The organism is Vibrio sp. 03_296, assembly GCF_002265885.1.
Map to the genome: position 1 here is coordinate 80,596 of NZ_NPKW01000102.1, position 24,799 is coordinate 105,394.

24 protein-coding genes are annotated in these 24,799 nt (G+C 47.2%); 13 read left to right on the top strand and 11 right to left on the bottom strand.

Going from position 1 to position 24,799, the window contains the following annotated elements:
• The first annotated feature begins 9 nt into the window (after positions 1–9).
• Positions 10–1,197: a mannose-6-phosphate isomerase, class I gene (gene manA, locus CIK04_RS12600; protein ID WP_097352517.1), complete on the top strand. Its 1,188-nt coding sequence runs from the start codon at positions 10–12 to the stop codon at positions 1,195–1,197.
• Between the two features lie 105 nt (positions 1,198–1,302).
• Here manA and xapA read toward each other — a convergent pair whose 3' ends face one another.
• Complete coding sequence (gene xapA, locus CIK04_RS12605) at positions 1,303–2,133, bottom strand: xanthosine phosphorylase (RefSeq protein ID WP_097352518.1); 831 nt, start codon at positions 2,131–2,133, stop codon at positions 1,303–1,305.
• Positions 2,134–2,246: 113 nt separating this feature from the next.
• Between xapA and CIK04_RS12610 the strand changes: the two genes are divergently transcribed.
• Positions 2,247–3,191, top strand: a complete 945-nt coding sequence (locus tag CIK04_RS12610; protein WP_097352519.1) for a LysR family transcriptional regulator — start codon at positions 2,247–2,249, stop codon at positions 3,189–3,191.
• 21 nt (positions 3,192–3,212) lie between these two features.
• On the opposite strand, the gene CIK04_RS12615 is transcribed toward CIK04_RS12610, so the two are convergent.
• Positions 3,213–5,360, bottom strand: coding sequence for a M9 family metallopeptidase (locus CIK04_RS12615; protein ID WP_097352520.1), 2,148 nt, complete (start codon positions 5,358–5,360; stop codon positions 3,213–3,215).
• Between the two features lie 404 nt (positions 5,361–5,764).
• On the opposite strand from CIK04_RS12615, the gene CIK04_RS12620 reads away from it, so the two are divergent.
• The 4 genes from CIK04_RS12620 (at position 5,765) to CIK04_RS12640 (ending at position 8,925) form a co-directional block, all read left to right on the top strand.
• Positions 5,765–6,142, top strand: coding sequence for a SirB2 family protein (locus CIK04_RS12620; RefSeq protein ID WP_232708644.1), 378 nt, complete (start codon positions 5,765–5,767; stop codon positions 6,140–6,142).
• Between the two features lie 290 nt (positions 6,143–6,432).
• Complete coding sequence (locus CIK04_RS12630; RefSeq protein ID WP_097352523.1) at positions 6,433–7,275, top strand: hypothetical protein; 843 nt, start codon at positions 6,433–6,435, stop codon at positions 7,273–7,275.
• Between the two features lie 172 nt (positions 7,276–7,447).
• On the top strand, positions 7,448–8,200 hold the full coding sequence (gene pnuC / locus CIK04_RS12635) for a nicotinamide riboside transporter PnuC (RefSeq protein WP_011082253.1): 753 nt from the start codon (positions 7,448–7,450) through the stop codon (positions 8,198–8,200).
• Positions 8,197–8,925, top strand: coding sequence for a nucleoside phosphorylase (locus CIK04_RS12640; RefSeq protein WP_017421838.1), 729 nt, complete (start codon positions 8,197–8,199; stop codon positions 8,923–8,925). Before pnuC ends, CIK04_RS12640 begins: the two co-directional genes overlap by 4 nt.
• A gap of 187 nt (positions 8,926–9,112) precedes the next feature.
• Here CIK04_RS12640 and CIK04_RS12645 read toward each other — a convergent pair whose 3' ends face one another.
• Complete coding sequence (locus CIK04_RS12645; RefSeq protein WP_017421839.1) at positions 9,113–9,709, bottom strand: cold shock and DUF1294 domain-containing protein; 597 nt, start codon at positions 9,707–9,709, stop codon at positions 9,113–9,115.
• Positions 9,710–9,966: 257 nt separating this feature from the next.
• Here CIK04_RS12645 and CIK04_RS12650 point away from each other — a divergent pair, with 257 nt between their 5' ends.
• Positions 9,967–10,647, top strand: a complete 681-nt coding sequence (locus CIK04_RS12650; RefSeq protein ID WP_097352524.1) for a Crp/Fnr family transcriptional regulator — start codon at positions 9,967–9,969, stop codon at positions 10,645–10,647.
• A gap of 371 nt (positions 10,648–11,018) precedes the next feature.
• On the top strand, positions 11,019–11,912 hold the full coding sequence (locus tag CIK04_RS12660) for a LysR substrate-binding domain-containing protein (RefSeq protein WP_038939140.1): 894 nt from the start codon (positions 11,019–11,021) through the stop codon (positions 11,910–11,912).
• 197 nt (positions 11,913–12,109) lie between these two features.
• On the opposite strand, the gene CIK04_RS12665 is transcribed toward CIK04_RS12660, so the two are convergent.
• Genes CIK04_RS12665 through CIK04_RS12675 form a run of 3 tightly spaced genes read right to left on the bottom strand, consistent with a single transcriptional unit; the run spans position 12,110 to position 14,995 of the window.
• The gene (locus CIK04_RS12665) at positions 12,110–13,015 is read right to left on the bottom strand and encodes a DMT family transporter (RefSeq protein WP_045593847.1); all 906 of its coding nucleotides are present in this window, start codon (positions 13,013–13,015) and stop codon (positions 12,110–12,112) included.
• Position 13,016: 1 nt separating this feature from the next.
• Positions 13,017–13,769 carry a 2OG-Fe dioxygenase family protein gene (locus CIK04_RS12670; protein WP_038939138.1) on the bottom strand — a complete coding sequence of 251 codons (753 nt, stop codon included), beginning with the start codon at positions 13,767–13,769 and terminating at the stop codon, positions 13,017–13,019.
• 11 nt (positions 13,770–13,780) lie between these two features.
• A complete protein-coding gene (locus tag CIK04_RS12675) occupies positions 13,781–14,995 on the bottom strand; it encodes an argininosuccinate synthase-related protein (protein ID WP_038964878.1) in 1,215 nt (404 codons plus the stop codon).
• A gap of 104 nt (positions 14,996–15,099) precedes the next feature.
• Here CIK04_RS12675 and CIK04_RS12680 point away from each other — a divergent pair, with 104 nt between their 5' ends.
• The gene (locus CIK04_RS12680; protein WP_039452571.1) at positions 15,100–16,014 is read left to right on the top strand and encodes a LysR family transcriptional regulator; all 915 of its coding nucleotides are present in this window, start codon (positions 15,100–15,102) and stop codon (positions 16,012–16,014) included.
• A 114-nt stretch (positions 16,015–16,128) separates the two neighbouring features.
• On the opposite strand, the gene CIK04_RS12685 is transcribed toward CIK04_RS12680, so the two are convergent.
• The 4 genes from CIK04_RS12685 to CIK04_RS12700 all read right to left on the bottom strand — a co-directional run bounded on the left by CIK04_RS12685 (position 16,129) and on the right by CIK04_RS12700 (position 20,781).
• Positions 16,129–17,433 carry a dicarboxylate/amino acid:cation symporter gene (locus CIK04_RS12685; RefSeq protein ID WP_017791478.1) on the bottom strand — a complete coding sequence of 435 codons (1,305 nt, stop codon included), beginning with the start codon at positions 17,431–17,433 and terminating at the stop codon, positions 16,129–16,131.
• Between the two features lie 300 nt (positions 17,434–17,733).
• Positions 17,734–18,834, bottom strand: a complete 1,101-nt coding sequence (locus tag CIK04_RS12690) for a DUF4056 domain-containing protein (protein ID WP_097352525.1) — start codon at positions 18,832–18,834, stop codon at positions 17,734–17,736.
• Positions 18,835–18,840: 6 nt separating this feature from the next.
• Positions 18,841–19,956 carry a BamA/TamA family outer membrane protein gene (locus CIK04_RS12695; RefSeq protein WP_097352526.1) on the bottom strand — a complete coding sequence of 372 codons (1,116 nt, stop codon included), beginning with the start codon at positions 19,954–19,956 and terminating at the stop codon, positions 18,841–18,843.
• Positions 19,957–19,959: 3 nt separating this feature from the next.
• Positions 19,960–20,781, bottom strand: a complete 822-nt coding sequence (locus CIK04_RS12700) for a hypothetical protein (RefSeq protein WP_097352527.1) — start codon at positions 20,779–20,781, stop codon at positions 19,960–19,962.
• Between the two features lie 206 nt (positions 20,782–20,987).
• On the opposite strand from CIK04_RS12700, the gene CIK04_RS12705 reads away from it, so the two are divergent.
• Entirely contained in the window at positions 20,988–21,587 is a 600-nt protein-coding gene (locus CIK04_RS12705; protein ID WP_175546255.1) for a TetR/AcrR family transcriptional regulator, read from the top strand.
• A gap of 104 nt (positions 21,588–21,691) precedes the next feature.
• Here CIK04_RS12705 and CIK04_RS12710 read toward each other — a convergent pair whose 3' ends face one another.
• The gene (locus CIK04_RS12710; protein WP_017421851.1) at positions 21,692–22,006 is read right to left on the bottom strand and encodes a hypothetical protein; all 315 of its coding nucleotides are present in this window, start codon (positions 22,004–22,006) and stop codon (positions 21,692–21,694) included.
• 394 nt (positions 22,007–22,400) lie between these two features.
• Between CIK04_RS12710 and CIK04_RS12715 the strand changes: the two genes are divergently transcribed.
• The 3 genes from CIK04_RS12715 to CIK04_RS12725 all read left to right on the top strand — a co-directional run.
• Positions 22,401–23,303 carry a LysR family transcriptional regulator gene (locus CIK04_RS12715; protein WP_017421852.1) on the top strand — a complete coding sequence of 301 codons (903 nt, stop codon included), beginning with the start codon at positions 22,401–22,403 and terminating at the stop codon, positions 23,301–23,303.
• 132 nt (positions 23,304–23,435) lie between these two features.
• Positions 23,436–24,281: an MBL-fold metallo-hydrolase Vmh gene (vmh, locus tag CIK04_RS12720; RefSeq protein WP_097352528.1), complete on the top strand. Its 846-nt coding sequence runs from the start codon at positions 23,436–23,438 to the stop codon at positions 24,279–24,281.
• 140 nt (positions 24,282–24,421) lie between these two features.
• On the top strand, positions 24,422–24,799 hold a 378-nt coding region (locus CIK04_RS12725), incomplete at its 3' end, for a transposase (protein ID WP_142994992.1).

Sequence of the window (24,799 nt, forward strand, 5' to 3'; positions counted from 1 at the left end):
GTATCTAAGATGTCACTGCTAAAGCTGGATAATGTGATTCAAAATTATGCGTGGGGAAGCAAAGAGTCGATTTCAAAACTGTTTGGTATTGAAAACACCCATGCTCAGCCACAAGCTGAAATCTGGATGGGTGCGCATCCGAATGGCTGTTCACGAGTTGCCGCGACGGGGGAGTTGCTGTCGGATGTCATTGCCAAAGATAGAAAAAATATGTTTGGTGACTACACAGTGATGAGATTTGGTGAGCTGCCGTATTTATTCAAAGTGCTTGCTGCTGACTCCCCCCTTTCTATTCAGGTGCATCCGAGTAAGCGAAAAGCGGAAGTGGGATTTGCGCGCGAAAATGAACTGGGGATCGCGTTAAATGCGCCTCATCGTAATTACAAAGATGCCAACCACAAGCCAGAACTGGTTTATGCATTAACGTTCTATCGAGCGATGAACGGATTTCGCCCGATAGAACAGACGCTCTCGTTGTTTCGCCATTTGGCGATCTGCAGCCTAGAGAAAGAGCTGGACGCCCTTGAAGCCCAACCAAACCCAAATGGCCTGCGCACCTTCTTCAGTTCGATTATGTCACTTTGTGAGGAACGTCAGCACCAAGCGTTGTTGGAACTGGACCTCGCATTGGCACGAGGCCCCAAAAGCGCATTAGAAAGAGAAGTGCTCAGCTATGTCGCGGATTTTAAGGTACATTACCCCAACGATATTGGTTTGCTGTCACCGCTATTCCTCAATACTGTTGAGTTAGAACCAGGCGAAGCGATGTTCCTGCAAGCGGAAACGCCCCATGCTTATGTCCAAGGGACGGCGCTAGAGATCATGGCAAACTCGGACAATGTTCTGAGAGCTGGGTTAACGCCAAAGCACATCGATGTTGCAGAATTAGTGGAAAATACCTCGTTCCATATTACGCCACCAGAGCAGATAAAACTCGCCCCCATCCACAAGGAGAATAAACTCAGCTATCCGATTTCTGTCGATGATTTTGGTTTTGATATTTTGTACTCGAATCAAGACACTCAACAGCAGTTTGTGCGAGGTGCGGAGATCGTTTTTTGTGTTGAAGGTTGTGTGGCGGTGACGGTAGCAGAAACGAGTATCACACTCAAAGCTGGGGAGTCAGTCTTCATCACCAATGACTCTAAAGTCTACCAATATCAGGGTGACGGAATGTTAGCGCGGGCTTATAACTAGCAACGATTGAGATAGGAGAAAATGGTCTGTTGCGAGCTTTCTCTGCATCCCCAGAACGGGTTACGGTTCTGGGGATCTGAGATTGTTTTATCCGCTTATAGCGAACTAGAGTGAAAAATGGCTCTTAATAAACGCTTTAATCAGTTTAATGAAATCCGCTTCGGCCAGTTTTGCGCAGGCGAGGGTTTGAGCGTGAGAGAGAGTAACGTCGCTGAGCCCTTCTGCCATGTTGGTGATGGCGCACAAGGCCAATACGGGTAGGCCGCAGTGAGCGGCTGAAATGACCTCAGGAACCACCGACATGCCCACCACATCACCACCGATGATTTGCATCATGCGAATTTCCGCGGCGGTTTCAAAGTTTGGTCCAGTGTATGAGACAAAGACCCCTTGATTGAGATGAATGCCTTCGGCCTCGGCGACGGTCAGTGCTTCGCTGCGCAGCGATTTATCGTAGGCATTGGCAAGGCTGAAAAATCTTGGCCCGTAGGCGTCGTCGTTGGGGCCCGTCATCGGGGATTCTGGCATGGTGTTGATGTGATCGCTAAAGACCACCAAGGAGCCCACATCGATGCGTTCGGGACGCAGTGAACCCGCGGCATTGGTGACCAGAAGAAACTCACAACCTAAGCGCTTAAAGGTGCGCACAGGGTTGGTCATCACTTTCATGGTTTGATGTTCGTAGTAATGGCCTCGGCCTTTCATGCAGATGACATCGATACCGAACAGTTTGCCCAGAACCAACTCGCCACTGTGCCCCTCAACCGTGCTAACCGGAAAACCCTCCAGTTCTTGATACGGTATAACAATTTTGTCATCGAGTTCATCAGCAATCACGCCAAGGCCAGAGCCGAGAATAAACGCGACTTTAGGTTGGTAATTGGGTTTGTAGCTGTAAATGGTTTCAAGCGCTTTGTTGACTGGATCAAATGTCATAGTGTTTCCTCTTTCTTGTTATCTGATGAACACTTTAGCGCAAATGTTGCATGGCAAAAATCGCTTAAAATGGCATGATTGTGCTGAATAATGGCACAAAGTGAGGTGGGTAAGTGGAAGAAAGGATCACGCTTAAAATGTTGCGTTACTTTGATAAAGTGGCGCAGTTGGGGCAGTTTAGTCGGGCGGCGGAGCAGCTCAATATCACCAAGTCTCCTTTAAGTGCACAAATCAAAGAGTTGGAAGAGGTGTTGGGCACGGCGCTGTTTGAGAGAAACACGCGGAATGTACAACTGACTAAGGCAGGCGAGCAGTTGCAGGCAGAATGCATCACTTTGTTTACGCAGTTTGAGCGCTCGGTTCATCGGGTAAAGCAGTGCGCGCGCGAAGAGAAGCAGCAACTCGATATCGGATTGATGAGTTCGATCTTCTGGGCGGGTTTTGGCCCCGCCTTTCATGCACTGCAACAGCTTATGCCGCATGCCACGCTGAACTTACTTGAGATCTCTCCTGAGAAGCAGGTCCGCCAGTTGTTGATGCACCAAATTGATCTGGGACTGGTGCGTTTTGCCGATACCCGTGATGTGGCGCCACTCATGAGTGAGTGTCTCTACCAAGAATTCATGGTGGTGGCATTACCCAATGAGCACCCATTAGCGCAACGAGGGCAGTTAACGCTAAGTGACTTAAAATCGGCCGATTTTGTGATGCTAAAGCAAGAGAATTCTTCGTCCATGCGTCTAATTGTTGAGTACTGCGCCAAGGCTGGCTATCGGCCTAACATCGTGCAAGAAGTGGTGGAACCGAATACGCTTTTGGCGGTGATTTCGGCGCGTCAGGCCGTGTCGATTGTGCCGCAGAGTTATGCCAATTTATCTTGGCCTCAAGTTCGTTTTATTCCATTAAAACAACGCATTCCTGCAGGTGTTTATGCGCTTTATCATCCTGAGACTCAGAGCAATATCAAGCGGATGATTGATGAGCTCAAGCAAGCGATAGAAAAGAGAGAGAAACAGTCGGAGAGAGAGCCGGGGAGAATGAACCGCCAGCCTCAGTGAGGCGTTGGCGGTTCGGATCACTTACTGCGCTTGCGCGGTGACGCGCACATCGAACGCTTCACGCCCGCTGATGCTCAGATAGTAACGTCCGGCTTTCACATAGCCATCGGATTCTTTTTCAATCTGGATACTTTCGTTGCTGCCTTGGGCAAAGTTTGTCCATTGATAGTCATGGTAATGGCACTCTTTATCAAAGCAGGCATAAAGATCGGCATCGCCGCTACCTTGGATCGTCAACGTAAGTTCGCGTGTGTTGGCGGCAACATCGACAAAGAAAAGCTTCTCAGCAAATTGCGCGCCACTGACGGAAAATGGTGTATTGATAGCCAATTCTTGCGGTTTTTCTTCTTTGCTTGGCGGCGTCACGGTGTCATCAATATCTTTAGTGACGTCGTCTAACCACAGCGAAAACTCGTTGGCGTAAATCGGGCCAATTTGATCAAGGTAGTCGACCCACTGTTTGTATTCACCAAGACGAGAATGCTGAAGCAATTGTTCCACAGCTTCAGGGTGCTTTTCGAATAAGAAGCGTACGCCCAAATAACCCCAACGATAAATGCGGTTCACTCCATCGTTGTAACTGGTGGCAAACACCTCTGGTAGGGTGTGGGTTTTCTCTTTACCCAACACCAATGCAGCGTGATAGCCTTCTTTGTAGTACATGTATTCGGCGAAGCCTTCGAGCCACCAAACAATGTGGCCTTCACGCATCGTTGTATGGAAGTCCCCATACTGGTTGAAGCGGCCATCTAAGTAATGCACGTATTCATGTTCGAGATTCAGAATCGAAAAATCGTCATCCCAGCCGTTTTGATAGGCAACGAATCGGGGAACGTTGTTGGCTTGGGAGGGATCGCGTTCGAGAAACTGGCCACCGTTGTTGGTGGTGTTGCCAAATAAAAACGAAGAGTAGGTGCTGTAGTCGTCTTTCGTTTTGAAAACGATGACATCGACTTTATCGCTATTGTCGTCGGGGACGGGTTGTTGATTGGTTTTTGCGACGGTGTGGAAATCGACTTCTTTGTCATTCAGCGTACGACACACTTGTTCTGCTTGGGCGAGTGTCATAGTTTGCGCCAGAATTTGTGCTGGGCCTTGGCAATCGTGGCTAAAGGTCATGATACGTTGGCGAAGGCGCTCTTTGGCATCTTGCAGACCAAGTTCCGCTGCGCGCTCTGGGGCATAAGCGTTGACCATCTCCGCAATGCCGACCCAGACGCGATCCGATTGCCCGCCAAGAGGAAATTGTTGAAGCAGCGCCGCCAAAGTTTGCGTCATTTTCTCTTTTAGCTTGTCATCATCGGTTTTGATTAAGCGCGCCAACTCTCTCGCAGCATTGCCAATGAGAAACTCGCTGTCGGTGCCTAGCGCCCATTGGTTTTGGCTAACAAAAGTCGACAAGGTATCGATATAACGGTGATCATTGGCTAAGAGTTGATAAAAACCATCACTCTGTGAGTGGCCTGCCATCGCAACGAAAATGTTATTGATGGCTTTGCGGTAGTAGTAGTTTTCCGTCAAACGCTGCTCAAATTGGTTAAGTAGAGCAAAAACATCGTTTGCTGCAACATGCAACTGACGCACACTGTCGACGATGATCAACATCGATCCCAATGCTTTCATCTGTTCGTCGCCCATTTCAAGTGCATGGGTATTACGTAGGAAGGTAGCTGATGTTGTTGCGATATTCTGGCTTAACTCTGTACTAAATGGAGCTAATTTTCTCGCATACGTATCGTGACGGTTTTTATAGGCAGCTTTGATGAACTCTGCCAAATAGTAAATATGTTTGGCAGTTTTTTCTTCGCCTTGATATTGATTAACGGTCTCTAATAACGCCTCATTAACCAGTGTTAAGTTTTTCTCAGAGAATAAGGCATCAGCTTCGATTTGACTGGCGCTAAACCATGAACTCATGCAATCGTAATCGGCATTCGCGATTTGAGATGCAAAGCTTGATGTGTCAGCGATAAGCTGAGTTGCTGCGCATTGGCCGGATTTGGTAAAACGATCATCCGGATTGGTCGTTGGCGTATCGGGCTTATCAGGTTGTACGGTTGGAGAAGAGGAACTACCACCAGAGTCGCCACCACAACCACTCAAGCCTAAAATAATGGCTAGAGCGAGGATGGATCGCTTATTTTGTTGTAATGTCATTATAATATCCATAAATAAAGTCCGCGCGAACTATATCTATAGGGCCATTACAAATTAAATTATTTATATTGATGACCCAATAAGCAGATTTTATTTATCTTTATTTGTTTATTTTTGATGAAAAATATCTAACTTGATTTTTAACTTATATTTAAACTTCTTGACTCAGTATTTTATTCTTTATTTTATCTTAGAACCCTGATGGCAACGCTCTCGTCGAGTTTGGAAGTGGGGATCATGGCGATACCGAGAAACAGACGATGGCAGCCTGCGAAGTTGATTGAAAGGTGAGCTGTAAATGCCTTTTGTTTTACAAATTAAACATTTTGGTATCATTTGATTTACATCAAGACGCGGCTTGAAAAGAGCAATTACTTTAAACATCCGTTTGAAAATGAAATCAATTAGGGATGATGATGTATTTACTTCTGCTTAAAGCGCATATTGGATTGATCGTATTAAGTTTTTTCAGCTTTGCCCTGAGAGCCTATTGGGGCTTCAAAGCGTCGACTTGGCTTATGAAAGAATGGCCCTTGAAGGTGCATAAAGTCATTACTTTGGTGATGTTGATCTCCGCTATCGCCCTGTGCCTAACGATCAGCCAGTATCCCTTTGCCGATACCTGGCTAACAGAAAAATTGCTATTGCTGGTGGCTTATGTGGGGTTTGCGCTGTTGGCGTTTACACCTCAGCTCAATCGCCAACTGCGCATGGTGTTTACCTCGGTGACGTGTATTTTATTTGTGATGATTTTCTACATCGCAAAAACACATATGCCAATCCTTCTCAGCTAACACTGCGCTTTAGCCAACGTACCGAGTTCAGCGAATGTGCCGAACTCGGCTGCACCACAACGCAAACGCGGTGGTGAGTTGAAGGTAAAATTAAGTAGCGTATTCCAAGCCGGTTTGCAGCAAACACTTCAAGCAAGCAATGGAATGCAAACTGGGCCGCAGTTTGCTTCAACTTGACAGTCATCTAGGCGAATCTCCTTTAGATTAGTAGGGCGTGCTACGCTTAATAGCATTAATCATAAATTTAGAATTAAGTGGCTGGTTTTTCTCAATTGAAAGAGTAGAGCAAAATGATGCGGTTGTTGCTGATTTTATTATTGTTTTCTAGCCAGAGTTTTGCACTTGTTCTGCCCGTCGTGGTTGAAGAGAAGGTGCTGAAAGATTACCTAGCTTTCGTCAATGATCGTGACCCGCTTACGATCGACGATTTTACTGGCCCCAAAGCCCGGCGCAGTACGGTAGAAATTGTGTTGCTTCAACAAGCGTTTATGTTGGGTGGGGTGCCGGTCATATTAGAGTTTCATACCGCCCCGGTGGCTGAACGTATTCGCCGTATGTCGATGCTGCCCGATTATGCCATGGCAGCGAACACCATTTGGGATTCCGCAGTGGGTGGGGATGGCGATCGTTTATGGGTCAGTGATGCGGTGATTCGCCAAGGGGAGTTTGAAGCGGGCCTGTATACCGTTAGCACCCGCGAGGACTTGCTCAACGAGCAGCAGCCCATTCATATTGATCAGCTCTCTGCCGTCAGTAGTTCACAATGGGTGAGCGATTGGAACACTTTAAAAGCTTTGCCGCTGAGTAACTTACTCAATGTGGCCGATTGGGGCAATATGGTTGATATGGTGGGCCGCCACCGAGTCGATTTCCTGCTGGCACCATTTCAGGTGTCTGATGATCTTTCGTTTACCACCCGAGGTTTTCAGCTTTACCCTATTCCGAAAGTGAAAATTGGCTTAACTGGTTCGCGCCATTTCATTCTCTCCCGACAATTCCCTGAAAGCGAAAAACTGGCTCAAGCGCTCAATCAAGGCATCGCGATCCTTAGACAAAAGGGGACCATTGAGCGGGCGTTGATCGAATGTGGCTTTATCAACACCAAAGTCTCGAGCTGGAGCAAAATCAACTGAACACAGTTCTTTGCTGCATGACCTATTAGAGAGAACCGAATTAATCATAGAAAGAACGATTGATTCAAATTATGATCGCACACCAGTTAGGGGGGACAAATGTCCTCCCTTTTTGCTTGTTGCGGGATATACCATCTTTCTATCCAATAACACTCGATAAAAAGGACCTAATATGGAGCTGTTCTCCCTATTTGATATCAATAATACGCTTGTGAATATTCCGATTGGTGATGGCTATGCGATGAGCTGGATTGAAGCCATTGGGACCATTTTTGGTTTGCTTTGCATTTGGTTTGCCAGCCAGGAAAAAACCATCAACTATCTATTTGGTTTGATTAACGTGACGCTATTTGCGGTGATCTTCTTCCAAATTCAATTATATGGATTGCTTTTGCTACAGCTGTTTTTCTTTTGTGCTAACGTTTATGGCTGGTATGCATGGACAAGACCGAATGCCGAAGGGGATTTGCTGGAAGTGCGCTGGCTGAGCCAAAAGAAAATGGTGATCACGGCGGGCCTCTGCGTGTGTGCGATTGCGTTATTGACCGTGTACATCGATCCATTTTTCTTCGCATTGGCAAATATCGCAGTGGACACCATGAATGTGTTCGGCGCTGGGCTTGCTGAGCCAGTATTGGAGCCTGACGCTTTCCCATTTTGGGATTCGACGATGACGGTATTGTCCATTGTGGCGCAAATCCTCATGACCAGAAAATATGTTGAAAACTGGGTGCTTTGGGTGGTGATCAACATCATTAGTGTCGGCATCTACGCCATGCAAGGGGTGTATGCGATGTCACTGCAGTACGCGATCCTAATGTTTATTGCTGCGAATGGTACGCGTGAATGGGCACGTACAGCGAAGCGTAACCAAGCATCGACGCAACAGAAGTCAGAAAAATCGGCCGATGAGGCAGTCGCATGAGTAAACAGCCTCATCTGTGTGTTGATGAAACGCAAGTCGCAGAACGAGTGATCGTGTGTGGCGAGCCGGATCGCGCGAACCGAATTGCAGCGTTACTAGAAAACGCCGAACTGATAGCAGAGAACCGTGAATACCGCCTTTTCAACGGTGAGTTTCAAGGTAAAGCCATCACCGTTTGCAGCACGGGCATTGGTGCACCTTCAATGATTATTGCCGTTGAAGAGCTCAAGCAATGCGGCGCGAAATACATCATTCGTGTTGGTTCTGCAGGTGCGATGCAACCGAATATCGCACTGGGTGAGTTGATCGTAGCGGAAGGGGCTGTGCGCGATGAAGGGGGGTCAAAAGCCTACATTGACGCGGCTTACCCTGCTTATGCGAGCTTTAGCTTGCTCAAAGGGTTGGATGGCTATTTGCAAATGCAAACTGTTCCCTACCATATGGGCGTAGTGCGTTCTCACGACAGCTTCTATACCGATGATGAAGAAACTTTGTGCCAATACTGGAACAAAAAAGGCATCTTGGGAGCCGATATGGAAACCTCGGCGTTGTTTACAGTGGGTCGTTTACGTGGTTTGCACGTGGCTTCTGTGCTGAATAATGTCGTACGCTACCAGCAAGATGTGAAAGAAGGAGTAAGCCAATACGTGAATGATGATGACGCCATGATGGCGGGCGAAAAACGTGCGTCATTGGCGGCTCTAACCGCGCTTTCTTGCCAATAGGCAAGCGTCTTTTCTTGCAATAGAAAACGGTATCTTCGGATGCCGTTTTTTGTTTGGAAAAGGGTGTGAGTGCAGAGCCAAATTTCAGTGAAGCTTATAGTTAGCCAATAACGGCTATTGCTGAGAACCAGTGTTTGGAATCGATGGTTTGAGATCGATTGACTCACGGCGTTAGGGTGAAAATACCCTAAAGTAAAAATGCGTCAAAAACAAACTGAACAAGGTGTCGACCTGACTCGGTAAATAGCCAAAGAAAACCGGCGATATTCAGAGTGATAGTCAGCCATAGAATGAGTTTGAAAGGCTGTTTTTTCGATTTGTGTCGCAACGAAAATTGAGCCAACAGTGCCCCAGGCCAACCACCGAGTAGTGAGAGTAGATGCAGGGTGTTTTCTGGCGTTCTCCAACTATTCTCCTGTGCTGCTTGTTTATCCTTAGCAAACATCAGATAGGTGAACATACTCAACACTACATACAATGGGATGAGAATTTTTGCCCCATCGAATAGGACAACGGAGGCGGTTGCTGCAACTAAAAAGCTAAAACCAAACAAAACGGTAAAAGGGAAACCATGCACACCAAGAACGACAACATTTTCAGCGTTGAATCGCCCTTTTTTGTCTTCAGCCACGTCGAAAGTGACACTGTCTTTTATTTTGGGGCGATAGCCACGGTTTGTGACCGAAGAAATATGAAAGAATACTTTCAGTTCTCCACCAATGGCAGAAATGAACCCGTAACCTTTTTCGTCATTCCATTCTATTATTTGGCCTTTTATTGCCATCCTTCGCTATCCCATGGTGATGTCTTTGGATTTGTCTTATAACACTTTAAGCAATCATTGGCATATAAATTTCATCACAAAACACGCCTTAGAAAAGATATCGCCCTTTATAAGGAACATCGTTAGGCACGATTGAAGCCAAATGATCTCGACGTTGGTTGCATCGTGATAGCGCTAGAGCGTCAAACTCTTTGTAAAAGGATGACATCTTGGCCAAGGAAACGTACTCTTCCTATAACGCATCACAGAGGTGAAACATGAGAATCCCGCCTTCCTCAACAGGCCGTTTTTCTGCCTATCTAGCAGAGCAGAGCAAAGCTTTTCGAGAGCTGATCTACCGTTGCCAAGTCAGCAGTTACTACGTTGATGCAGGGACGGAGATCTTACGTCAGGGGGAAAAGCTAGAACAACTGTTTGTTGTGCCAGTGGGGCGCGTTTCTATGAACATCATAGCGGCTAATGGTCGACGCTTTCAGCTCGGAGAAGCGAACTGCGATGACCATATTTTCGGTGAAATGGAGTTCTTTACGCAAACGCCTTGTCAATGGACGGTTACGGCTGACGAACATCTGCAAGTTGACCTCATTTGCATTCATCGTTTGGCTCAAGCATTAGAGCAGCAGCCGGAAATGATGGTGTTTTTTGCCTCTGCACTGGCGGAAGATTATCAAGATTCGATGGAGATCTACACTAGCCGCTTGCTTCACCCCATTGCGTACAACATCGCTTTTGATTTATTGCAGCAAAAACAGCACCCAGTCATGCTCGGTGGGTTTGATAAGGTCAACCAAGAAGCCGAGCGTTTTGGCACTTCAAGCCGCGTTTACCGTCGTGCCGTCAAAGAACTGATGGACAAAGGCCTGGTTAGCAAAGGAGAAAACGGTTTAGAGATTGTCGACGAAGAGCAGCTCAGACGTTTTCTTGAGAGCAGTGAGTAGTTTTTACTTGCTCCCGCTGAAAAGGGCAGTGGATACAAAACCGCTTCTCTTTAATTGGATGAATATTTCATCTTCATTAGTAAATTAGTTCACATTATAAAAACCTAGAGTGGTGTGATTTATCTTTCTCATCACACTCTAGTCCGATGTCTTTCTTGAGATGGTCACTCATGGTGGTCGTACACTTTTCTTTTCTGCTTGAACTTGAAAATATTAGTCTAAATTTCAATACATTAAACATTTTCTTGATGTGAATGTATTTAGCTGGCTTCATTGTGGTGTCCTTGATTACTTATCAGATAGCGCTATTATCAAGGCAAACAAAATGGGTTACGAACAACGATTTATTAAAGGAACTATAATCTCAGCTTATGGACAATCGACTGCGTTATCTCTCAGCACTGCGTTTTTTCGAATCGGCCTCGCGGCTAAAAAGTTACAGCAAAGCGGCCGAAGAGCTGCATGTTACCCAAGCCGCCATTAGCCAAAAATTACGCCAGCTTGAAGATCGTTTAGGGTGCAAATTGTTTGTTCGTCGTGGGCGAGAAATGCATCTCACGGATAAAGGTCAGATCCTGCAAAAGCATGTGAATGATGGCTTCAAAAACATTGTCACAGGGCTCAATCGAATTCAAAACGAACCGCTTGAAGGCGTGTTGAATGTCAGCGCCCCTCGCTCGTTTTCGACTCGCTGGTTAATGCCTAGATTGTGGAAATTCACCATGGAATTCCCTCATGTGCCTATTCGTGTGCAAAACGCTAAGGGGATTGATATCCGCCACACAGAAACGGATGTGCTCATTTGGCAAGGTGATGACACCGTCGAGCATCTTGAGCTTGAGCAAGAGACGTTATTTGAAGAGGCCATTTTTCCCTACTGCTCACCACAGTTAGCAGAATCCATGAAGTTTACTGAGCCAGAACAACTGCTACGCTGTTGGCTGATTGACTTTAACTCGGCCTCCTTCAACTGGGATCAATGGTTTCACTGTGCCAATGTTCTGGCCAAGCGTGAAAGGATCCAATGGATGGAAGTCAGTACGTTCGATATGGCGATTAATGCCGTTGTTGCGGGTCATGGTGCATGCTTGGCGACAGAGAGCATTACCGCCGATTTCGTTGAGCGCGGCTTGTTGGTCAAGCCATTTAACATCGGGCTCAAACCTGGCGTTCGCATTTCCGTGATCAGTGATCCTTCGTCATCACGCGTGTTAAGGATTAACGCTTTCAAGGAATGGTTACAAAGAGAACTTCATTTTCAGTAGCTGATGTTTGTTGCTTTCACCTAGCTCCCTGGCTATGCGCAAGTTGATAATGTCTAGGCTCATAGTGAGCCAAATAAGCCAAATAAGCCAAATAAGCCAAATAAGCCAAATAAGCCAAATAAGACAAATAAACCAAAGCGAGCCGAGGCTCGCTTTGGTTTGTCTTAAAGTGATGGATTCAAAGAGGGGGAATCCGATCAGTTATCCCGAGTCGAGGTAACAATCACACTAAACAGGATGAGTGCGCCACCGAGCAGTTGCAGCGCGGTGAGGGATTCTTGTAGCCATACCATGGCGAAAATAGCACCAAACAATGGCTCACTGCCCATCAGGAGTGAAACGCGAGTCGGTGAGGTTCTTCTCACGGCGTAGTTTTGTACATAGAAAGCAAACAGGGTACAAAACAATACTAAGTAGGCGACGGTTAACCAGAACTCCAACGAGACGGGCAATACGATCTCTGCAGCTGGCACATACACCAACACGCCGACGATTGCACAACTGGCCACCACAAAAGATTGTAGAGAGGTCAGGGTGGTGGTGGTGATCTCTTTGCCTTCGGTGAAACGTTTGGTCATGGTGACCATTAAGGCACGCAGCAGTGCCGCAGTTAAAATAAAGTAGTCGCCAGTGTTGAGTGAAAGCTCGATGCCTTGCTCGCTGGTGAGCAAGAGTACACCGATGACACTGCACACAGTGAGAGCCAGCAAGGTATTACTAATGCGCTTTTTGTTGATCACCAGTTCCGCAAACGCCGTTAGGATAACGGTGAGGCTGATCAAAAATGCGGCATTGGATGCAGAGGTTTGTGAAACCCCAAACACTTCGCAGAAAAAAATCGCCGAGAGGATAAAGCCGGTCGGTATGGCAATCTTCCAGTCTTTATTGAGTCCTTGGCGAAAGTCTCGAATCACGACAGGTAGCATACACAGGAAAGTGATCGAGAAACGAATCGAGATAAAGAGCAAAACGCTGGTATACACAAGAGCGCTTTTGGTGAGCCCGTAACTGGTTCCCCAAAACACGGCCACTAACAGCAGCAGTGTTTCAGTGAGGGGAAACTTAAAACTTCCTTTTTTTAACGAACTCGTCGCTATTGTCATGTTATTTCTCCATTTTTGTAAAAGCGATAACGAGTACATCCCTAGATGCTGATGTTTCACTGCTCGCGGGGGTAATAGTGGAGACTTCGTGCATCGTAGCGGCATCATCTGCCATGACGATGTCGAAAGTCTTGTCGAGCGTGATGCGCTCGAGCTCATTTTGATTGTCATCGGTGATGCGGGTTTCGCCACCGGATACATTGATCTTGTTGATCATCATCGAGGCGATATAAGTCACGCCATCGCGATGCAACCCTTCAGGCGTTGGTTCGCCTGCTTCCGCTTCCGTTGCGGTGATACGATAGGGGTGCAAACGGATATTCCAGTTTTGCGGTTCGCCTTCGACGTCGTCATAGATTTCGCTCATCATCTTGAGCAGTTTTTCTAGTACAGGGGAGGTCACAAAGCGGTCGGTTAACGGTTCAAAGTGACGTTCAATATCGCCATTGAGTGTGTTGATGTAAGACGGTTGAACATAGGGCTCGTGCGGCATCATTACAATTTCTTTGCTACGCGCAAGTTTAGTGAACTGACCATAGCGGCGATAACGGTATGTTCCACCGTCAGCCATATAGCGATCACGTTCTAGTTGGTTCCAGCAGTTTTTGAATCGAATCACTTCGCCAACATGAGTGCTGAGTAGTAACGTCATTTGTCGTCCATTGATAAAGACGTATTTGTACTTTTTCAGCTGTTGCGAAATGGGAAGAACGCTCTGCTTGGTTTTATGAGTCGTGCTTTCTGTCATTGTCATCTGCGCCTCCGTTACGCGACTTGATGCTGTTTATCAGATGTCGGTTCAAGTTGAACCGAGCGCATACTGCGGGTATGCGCCACGTTTATCTCCCAATTGTCGCGATCACGCAGGTATCGTGCATTATCTGCAACAATACTGGTGGCGATTGCATTACCTCGGGAAAGTTGAAAGAGGACACTGCCAGAGACATGCTCGGCAGTGTGAGCGATGAACGCATAGCTGGCATTTTGCAACAGGCTACCGAAGCGACCTTCGACCGCTTCTTGAGTCCACGTTTCGTTGTGCCATGCTTTGGCTTTGAGAACATCGGTAGGTAAAGTGGCCGTTTCCAGCAACTTATAAGCCTTCATCAAGAGAGTTGCGGCGGGTGCTTCGCGCACCTCTAACACTTTTTCGTCTTGATCGAGATGGTCGAACCCTACATAACGACCTATCTCATACGCGCCAACGTGGTTGTTAATAAACGCTATTAACTCGAGTAGAGTTATCGGTTTGTCATTTAAGGTAACCGGATAACCTTGTTTGAAACCGATCTTGATGCTGTTGCCTTCAAGATGGTGCTCTGGTTGCCAACGCGACCAGGTAAAAAGCGAATCAGTGAGGGTGAAGTTTTCCGGATCGTCCAAGATGCCGGATTCAAACTCGCGACACCATAAATTGGAATCGCCACTGACATTACGAGATTTAAAGCCAACCAAACCGGAGTGAAACAGCGTCTGAGCTTTTTCTTCGCGGCTGATGGCGGAATACTCATAAGGCGAGCCGTAGAAACCTTGGTAGCCTGAACGTTCAATCGCGCCATTGAGACGGCGTAAGCTATTTTGCGATTGATTTGCGGTGTGGATGATGGCGTCACAACCGAGGTTCTGCGCCAGCTCGACCGCTTTTTTAACAATGATTGGTCGAGAGAGTGAGGAACTGACCGGATAGTCACCTAGGTAAAGCGCTTGTGCTTGTATGGCGCAAAAGAGGCTGTGTTCAACAAACTCCTGTTTTGCATCGAGGATTTTTAAATTGAAGCCGTAATGATCGGTGATGAGCTTGAGTTTGGATTCTTCGATGTCATCGCCAAGATCAATGGCCACCGCGGTGACTTTTGCGCGGCTGTTCTTGAGAATTTCGAGCAAGTAAGAGCTATCTAAGCCGCCGCTAAAGAGCGTCAACACATGTTTGGCTTGGCTCGCGACGTTTTGTACATCCTCAATACTTCTGATTTTCTTCATCTCTCTGTCCTTGATGTTGTCTGACTAATGTCAATTGACTTATTTAGTATCTATAAGTAACTTCAACGGAACAATACAGTGAAAATGCAAAGGATAATTGCGCCATGGACACAAATAGGCTAATTCCACTGCTTTCTGAGATGGCAATTTTCGTTAATGTGGTCGAATCTGGCAGTTTTTCGAAAACCGCGCAAAAGCTTGGTGTGTCGCCGTCTTCGGTCAGTCGCTCGATAACTCGTTTGGAAAATGTGCTGGAAAAGAAACTGCTTGAGCGCACAACGCGACAAATGCGGTTGAGTGCGACGGGGCAAGAGGTCTATAGCCTGTGCAGTGATATGATGAATGCGGCGAAGATGGCGGTTTCCGCCGCGCAAACGGACAAAAGTGAAGCATCGGGCTCACTGCGCATTGCCGCGCCGAAAGCGTTATCTCGTCAGGTGTTGATGCCGCTTGTGCTCGATTTCATTGCTGATCACCCCAAAGTGGCGCTGCAACTGAAAGTCGCGGATCACTATATCGACCCGATAGGCGATGAGGTGGACGTGATCATCCAAATCACCGACAAACCAACCGAAGGGTTAGTGGCTCGTAGCTTAGGTCGCTGCCGTTTGGTGTTGTGTGCAAGCCCAGAGTATTTGCAGCAGCAAGGCACGCCGAATCATCCAGATGATTTAGTGGGCCACAACTGTTTGTGTTTGGGAGAAAATCCGCGGGATAGGGTGTGGGATTTTACCATCGGCAGCCGAAAAATTTCGGTGAATGTGAAGGGCTCATTTGCGGTCAATCACAGTGAAATTCGCCGTGAAGCGGTGCTGAGAGGATTTGGCATTTCGGTGTTTCCTGAGTTTGCGATTCGTCCTTATATTGAGTCGGGAGCATTGACCGAGTTACTCAGTGACTGGCACCTTGGCGGCAATTATCAAGGGCAGATTTTGGCGCAATATGCGCAGTCAAAGTACGTGCCGCAGCAGATTAAAACCTTTATAGAATACCTTCAACAACGCATGGTGCTTTCATAGCCTGTGGATGGCATCACGGTCAGCGTGACCCCAAGTAAAAACCCCGCAGAGAGTTCTCTCTACGGGGTTTATTTTTCGCTGTTTGTTCGTGCCTATTAACGATGCAATTGCTGATTAAGCGTCTGCACGTTTTAGGTGTACTTCTTCTTCTTTCTCGCCTGCTTTTGGATCGGCAAAGCGGTCAAGATCTAAGGCACCTTCTGATTTCGCAACAATCACCGAAACACACGCATCACCAGTGATGTTGACAGCCGTGCGGATCATATCCAGTAGACGGTCGACACCCATGATCAGCGCGATACCTTCCAGTGGTAGACCCACTTGGTTGAGTACCATCGCCAGCATGACCAGACCAACACCCGGAACACCAGCGGTACCGATAGATGCCAATGTTGCGGTGAGAATCACCATCACATAGTCACCCATACTAAGGTCGATGTTGAATGCTTGAGCGATAAACGCAGTCGCCACACCTTGCATGATGGCTGTTCCATCCATGTTGACGGTTGCGCCCAACGGAACCGTAAACGAGGCGATTTTGTTGTCTACGCCTAGGCGGTTTTTTACCGTTTCCATGGTGGCAGGGATGGTCGCGTTAGACGAGGCTGTTGAAAAGGCAAACATGATGGCATCTTCCATTTTCTTCAAGAAAGTCAATGGACTTAGGCCAGTGAAGCCTTTTAGCATCAAGCTGTAAGTGACCAAACCATGGATGAGCAGTGTCGCCGTCAACACTAGGAAGTATTCACCTAGATTAATGATTGCGCCCAAACCTAGGCCAGTAAACAGTTTCGCCATCAAGAAGAACACGCCGTAAGGGGCTAGGTTCATCAGTAGCGCAACCAGCTTCATGATCACTTCGTTAAGGTCAGAGAAGATCGCCGCAATGCGCTCACCCGGTTTACCGGCTGCACTGATGGCAATACCAAACAACAGGGCGAAGACGATCACTTGAAGCGTTTTGCCTTCGGCCATCGCACTGATTGGGTTGGTCGGGAACATATCGATGATCACTTGACCCAATGACGGTGCCTCTGCCGATTTGAACGAGCTTGCTGCGGTGAGATCTGCACCTGCCCCAGGTTGGAATACCGTACCCATGGTCAGAGCGAGCGTGATAGCAACGGCGGTGGTAGTGATGTAAAACGCCAGGGTTTTACCACCCATACGACCTAGGGTCGAGATATCTTTAAGTGAGCTGGTACCACAAACAAGCGAAACAAAAATCAGTGGTACAACAAGCATTTTTAAGCTGGCAATAAAGATTTTACCGCCGACTTCAAAAAGTCCATTTACGATGTATGCGTCAACAAATCCATTGTCAGCAAATAGCGCGCGAATCGCGAATCCTGTCAAGATACCCGCAACCATGCCAAGAATTACACGGCCGGTTAGCGACATCGGTTTCTTGGTATTCATATGAACACTCCTTATAGTTATGCACCTTGAGTTCAGTTCAAGGGGAGCTGCAGGGTAGCAGTGTCCACTAAAAATAAAAAAGTAAATTGATGAATTGGATTAATAGATGTGATCTATATCACCTGAAATTTTAGTATATTCACAAGGTGATAACAAAGTAAGCTAGAATATTTATCTGTTGAATTAGGTTGTTTATCTTTTTTATCGATAGATAAACAAACCCATCAATTCTTACCAGATGATAATCGCTATGCATATGCCTCTTGATTTTGCATAAACAAGCGAAAGTTATGCACTTGATTACTCTTCACCTACCTGAGGAGAGAATGACTTAGGGTGATGACGAGCATCTTGTTGATAAGCAAAATCGGCCAAACTCGCAAAGTTCTGATGCGTCCAGACTTGCGCTTTTTTCAGGGTGTCAGGCAAGGCTGAAAAGTGCTTCTCCTCGTTGCTGGCAATCAGTTTCAAATTGACCCAATCGGAAATCGGACTACCATCAGAAAAGTGCGCATTGAGTGACAGAGTATGCTCGCTTCCCGGGTAATTAGGCTGAAGGGTGTAAGCGAGCTGGTAGTCACGCTTGAGCAGCAACCATTTGTCAGGCAAACGACGTGCGCTGTCCCACCATAACCCATCGAGCGCTTCAATCTTCTGTTGAGTGATCTTTTTCGATTGCGCTTTGAGTTCGCTTAGGCGTTGTTGCAGGGCGTGATCAACGTTTTTGGAGAAGGTTTTCTTATCCAAGGTAGGAGTGGCAAGAATCACCTGTTTCGCCAGTTGTGCGCCAAGCATGTTGGAGTAGAGATCTTCTGGGGAGAAGGCCGACGCTAACTCGTCGAAGCCGCCGACGGACATCAAACCAAACCATTGGGCAATTTCATGCCATTGCGCTAATTGAAAGGCGATGAACGCGGCCGCGTCAGCGCTACGTTGTACTTTTTCGGCTTGACTCAGAGACTCCGCCTGAAACTGAGGCTGCCAATGGATCTGCCGCACACGCAGCTCTTGTTTGAGCTCAACCTGATATTCCTGACCAAGATGGGTGAGGTTTTCTTGATAGAGATAGAAGGTGTAATCCGCGGTGTCTCGAACGTGGGCGGTATCAATAAAGCCAGCGTGTTGGGTAAAAATGAGGCCGTTGCTTTCATCGCCCAGTCCGAGCAAATTGCCCGACACGGATTGTGAGCCATCGTTGTAGCGGTGCTGGCCAATTTTGTCGGCGTCCACCACGTTACCCACTGAAAAGAACGGGACGGGAATGCCTCCCAACTGGGCTTTTAGGTCGTAACCAAAGGCGCAACATGGGCGCACACCCACGGGGGCACCGACCTCGGCAAACACCGAGGAAGAGAAGCTGGCGAGCAACAGAAGAAGAGTTGTTTTGTTCATTTTCATCATGATTTTCTAAAACGCCTCATTGACATGAAAATAGAAACCGCTGCTCTCTTTGCCAAATCCCATATCGACGCGGACATTGATACGCGCTTTGAAGGCAAAACGATAACCGATGCCGACGGTGGGGAGCCAAGATTGTTCGAGCAACTCGTTGTAGTGAGGGGCAATGGTGCCTGCGCCGACCCAAGCCACCATCCCATGACGTTGATTAAAGCTATGGCGCACCTCCACTTGGGTGGAAAGCTGATTGCGATCGCGATATTGGCCTTGATAATAGCCGCGCATCCGTTGGTCGTCGCCCAGCATGGCTTGATCGTACCAAGGCACGTCACCGGTAAACGCTTGGCTATAGAGTTCCATCGCCACAATGGTTTGTGAGGAAACTTGCAGGTAATGGCGTACATTCATCAACCATTGTTGGTAGTTGGTATCACTGCCGTACTGATGGCGAAAGTCACTCCATTCAAGATTCCAATAGCTGCCCATTGCCGGATTGGGCTCGAAATCGCGGCTGTCGTATTCCATACCCAGCACCATACCGCTGCTTCTGCCGTTACTCAGCGCTTTGGCCACAGGGGTCTCATCGTCAACAGTTACCCCTTGGTAGGTTTGCCAGTGCCATCCCGCTTTGAGATAGACGTTTGGCGCAATCTGATAAGCGATTTTCGGGTTGAACTGGTAACGTTGCGCATTGTACTGAGTTTTGTTGCTGTCGGTCTGCGCCGCACTTTCGCCTTGGCCCCAGTAATAACCGGGCGTATGGCTCAGCCAACCATCGATCAGTAAGCGAATGCGATCGCCACAAAGATAGGTGCGATTTTCCACCCCTAATCCGTAAGAGCCTGAAGTAGAGGCGTAGGAGGTCAGGGTTAAGGTGGAGTAAGGATCTGTAGATTGCCAGCCTGTTGGTGTATACAATCCCACGGCCGCGATGCCGATGCCGAGCCCTTGTTCTGGGTTGACAAAGGGGCCCGGTAACACGCCCCAGTCGATCAGTTTGCTGGTATCGACCGTGTCGCTGGCACCCAGTTTCTCCAGTAGGTTATCTACCCAACTGCTTTGTGGTTTTGCAAAGGCACTGACACTGGTGAGAGCCAGCAGAGCGCAATACCCAACTTTGCCCATGGGTTAGAATCTCCGATCGACTGAGAAGAACATGCTCTGGCGGTCACCAAAACCAAACTCACCGAGCAGATACCAACTCTCATTAATTTGATACTGCATACCCACAATGGGGTTCCATGGGGTTTGCAAGTGTTGCTGAACTTCGAAACGAGCATCACTAGGCAGCAGTGAGGTTAAGGACGAGGGCAAGCCAAGATCGGAAAGCGAACCTTTGAGTGTTTGCTCAACATCTTGATACATGGCACCAGCCCAAATACGCAGCGGTGTCCCGTGGCGATTGAAGTCATAACCGACGCGGGGAGAGATAACAATCGCGTCAATGGTGCCGTCGATAACGGTCAAACGACTTTGCGTGAAGCTCGCGTCCACCAACGCAAACCAGTTTTCATAACCGCCGACTAGCACCGCGCCAAAGCCCGTGGTGTAGCCATCCAGATCCAAACGAAAGTCTTGGATTTTTGTACTGAGAAATGAGCCAACAGTTAAGTTGACATCGGTTGTTGAATAGCCATCGAGTTTGCCGACTAAGCCATAGAGGTTTAAAAAGGGAAGCAGCCAAACATCAGCACGTAGAGTCAGCACCTCGGTGTACTGTTTACCAGGATCCGCGTTGAGTTGAATGAAGTCCAACCCTTGCAGATCGATGGAATCGACATTGATGCCTTGCTCCATCGTCATGTAACTCAAGTTAAAGCCGATCGGTTTTGGCAAGGTGTAACCAAGCGCTTCTGCGTCTTCTTTCCAGATAGGCAGTGAAAAGGAGTCTGCTACGGTTGGGGTGGAGCAAGCAGCAAACAGTAAGGAGAGCAGAACGGCTTTTTTCATTCGTTAAACATCAATAAATAGAGCAAAACCGACATAAGCGGTTCAGCCATTGTTGTACATCGCCTTGGCTTAGGCACCTGTCAATGGTCTCTCATCCGTTGAACGCCATTTTGTGACGATCATACACCTAATTTTTTACAAGTAAACTTGAAAGTGTACTTTTGTTATTTTTGCTCTATACTAAACGGCATTAAAAGAGGATGGCTATGAAAGTTACCGAGCAAAAACGGCTTGCCCTGATTGAGGCCGCCAAAAATGAATTTATAGAATTTGGTTTTAATGCCGCCAACATGGATCGCGTATGCGAAAAAGCATCCACTTCAAAACGCACTTTGTATCGACACTTTGAAAGCAAAGAGCTGCTGTTCACTGCAGCCATTAATGCCATGGTGGAAAAGCAAAAAGAGCACACCACTTTTGTTTATCAAGCTCATGTGGCGCTGGACTCGCAGCTCAAAGCGTACTTGCAGCGCAAAGTGACCGGTCTCTACAGTGAAGTGGGTTTGCCTGTGGTGCGTATGATCGTGGGTGAGTTCATTCGAGAGCCCGAGCTGGCACAGCGATACCTCGCCTTGATGGGGGGCAAAGACGTAGAACTCAAACAATGGATAGAAAATGCCATCAGTGACGGAAGGCTCATCTCTGGCGATAGCCAGCAGTTCATGGCTACCTTGTTAAATCTGTTCCACGGTCAATTTCTATGGCCGCAATTGGTGGCAAACCTTGCGCAGCCCAACGAGCAAGATCAACAGGCGCACATCAATGAAATGGTGCGTATCTTCTTGCGCGCTTACGTAGCAGATTAGAGAGAGGGTAATGGATAACCCGTTCTTCCTCTCCTTGGAAGTTCGGGTTATCGCTTCTACAGGTGAGAATAACTCAGAGCCTATCCTGCAGAAGATATTAGGACTTAAAAGTTATGCTGAGCAAGCTCGGAAGGAAGACCCACATTAGAATGAGGCAGAACGATTTTGCGTGATTCGAAGCGAACCTGCTCTCGATCAAACCAGAACTCGATGCAGTCTGCTGCGTGCAAAACTAACGTGTAACGGGTCTCTTGTCTGAGATACATTCCACCGATTTCAAAATCTTCATATTTAACATTCAGTCCCAGAACTTGATGGCTGCGTACCCCGTCGTTATAAAAAATCTGGTCACGAGTAAAGTTTGCTTCTTTAAGAAGCGCTAAAGCGATATTGAGTGAATCCGAAGTAATAGTAATCATAATATTTGTTGTGTTGTGGTATACCCATTTGACGATACTCAGCCTAGTCGTAACGCTGGGCGTATGAGTGAGAAGTCACCACGACCAAAATGTGGATGGTTCGCATGTGTAGCCAAATTGTTGGGTAAGCAATATAAAAGTTGCCAAGAAAAAGAATCCAATCTGCGCCAATCGCTCAGATCGATGCGTTAAGACATTGTTAACGCAAATTATTTTTATCTATGCTTGGTTGTCGTTCGGTGGGCAGTGTAGTGAAACAATTAATTCATGCAATCTATGAGTCTGTGAGTGGATGTAACTTTTTATTAATTAAATTGTTGATTAATAGAGATAAAAGATTGTATGTAATGAAATGTAATGAATTAGAGTAGATACTCTCGAGATGAGGTGAGAAATGGACAGATTAGAGGCTCTCAGGGCCTTTGTTGCAATTGCAGAACAAGGCAGTTTGTCTGGCGCTGCAAACGTGCTCGAAATCGAGAGGACCAAGGTATCCCGCTATCTTAGTGAGTTGGAAGAGTGGGTTGGAAGCCGTTTGCTTCACCGTACCACCCGTAAACAAAGCCTCACGGATGCTGGAGAGCAAACGCTCGAACTCGCCTATCAAATGCTGTCCCTTTCTAATGAAGTGAGCGCGATACGAGATCGGCAAAACAATACGCTTTCTGGCAAGCTTCGTATTGCTTCGGCCTACTCTTTAATTGAGCATTTCTTGTTGCAAGCCGTGGAAGCGTTTTGTGCTCAATGGCCAGAGGTTCAGATCGAACTGCTGGTGGCCGATAGCAGCACCCACTTAATTGAAGAGGGGGTGGATCTGGCGGTACGAATTACCAATGATTTGGCCCCAGGGCTTATTGCAAGGCAAATGGGTGTGTGTCGTAGTGCCCTTGTTGCCACACCTGCGTATCTTGAACAGTTTGGTCATCCGCAGCAGCCCAGCGATTTGCCAGCACACCGTTGTTTAAGCTTCAGTTACTTTGGCAAAAACCGTTGGTATTTAACCCGAGATAACCGCCGAGAAAGTATCGATATTCAAGGCCCTATCACCGCCAATATTTCTACGATCGTGTTATCGGCAACACTGCATGGAAGTGGCATTAGCCAGCAGCCCTATGCTGCGGTGGCGCCACATCTTGCACAAGGTCGTCTATTGCCCGTCTTACCGGATTGGCAGCCTGATGAACTAGGGGTTTACCTCGTCTATTCAAGCCGTAAGCAGATCACGCCGTTACATCGGCAGTTTATTGATTTTATTTGTCAGCGAATGGCAAGCGATCCGCTGTGGCAGGCGTTATAAACGATAAACGGTGAGTGTGAACTATTAGTGCATAATTCACACTAGTGATGTGTGTATGTGTGGCTATTTCGCGCAAATAAAACGAAATACATTAGAGCCCGTTGATAACCGATAACTCAAAGGGCCAACTCTATGAAGAAAATACTTGCCGTTGCGGTACTCGCAACCCTGAGCCAGCCAGCATTGGCTGCACTGAAACTGACCACTTATAACCCACAAGAAAAGGCCATTTTTCCGGTCAGCTCGACGCTGATTTCGGGGAAAAAAGAAGCCATTTTGTTCGATGCACAATTCAGTACTACCGAAGGTAAAGCGCTGGTGGAGTTGATTCGTCAATCGGGCAAAGAACTCACAACGGTGTACATTACTGGTGGTGATCCAGATTTCTATTTTGGTCTTCAGCCGATCGTGGAAGCCTTTCCTCAAGTAAAGATTAAAGCGACGGCAACCATCGTTGATCACATCAATCACACAAAAGATCAAAAGATCGGTTACTGGGGGCCAATTCTTGGCGAAGGTGCGCCAAGTCAGCTTTATGTGCCAGAGGTCTACAACGGCGACATCGTGCTTGAAGGTGAAAAGATTGAGCTAAAAGAAGCGGGTACGCATAACGCGTACTACTGGATCCCGTCTCTCAAAACCGCATTGGGTGGGGTATCCACTTACAGTGGCATTCATGTCTGGATGGCTGATAGTCAAACCAAAGAGGAACGTCTTGAGTGGGTTGCATCACTCGATCGTATGAAGCAATTGAAGCCAAAGCGCGTGATCCCAGGCCATTACTTAGGGCAAGTTCCCCCTCGTGTAGAGGCGGTTGATTTCACGAAACAGTATGTGGTGGATTGGCAGCGCTATGTAGAGCAATCAAGCAACTCGACGCAATTGATTGAAAAGATCACGGCGCAATACCCACTACTGACGGCAGATGAAGGCGTTACCATTGGGGCGAAGGTGAGCATGGGTGAAATGAAGTGGTAACTACTCACCAAAACTCAAAGTGAGATTGGGCTAAACAGCAAAAGGCAGAACTTGGGTTCTGCCTCAGACTGCTGACAAAGGTCTAGCTTTCGAGCTAGACCTTTGATCTAATAGGGGTATCGAAATATGGACACTCCGATATGCTTCAAGAACCCACCCCGCAACAATACGAACTGGAAATGGTGACGATGGAACAGTTAGTTCCTAAAGACCATTTAGTGCGCAAAATCGATAATGCTATCGACTTCGAATTCATTCGTGATGAAGTTGCTCATCTTTATTGTAAAGATAATGGGCGTCCACCAGTTGACCCTGTTCGTCTCTTCAAAATCATCTTGCTTGGTTATATCTTTGGTATAAAAAGTGAGCGTCAGCTCGTTAAAGAAATTGAAGTGAATGTCGCTTACCGTTGGTTCTTACGGATGTCATTAACAGAGAAAGTCATCCACGCTTCTACTCTAAGCCAAAACCGCATTCGTCGCTTTAATGGCACGGATGTRTTCGAACGTATTTTTATC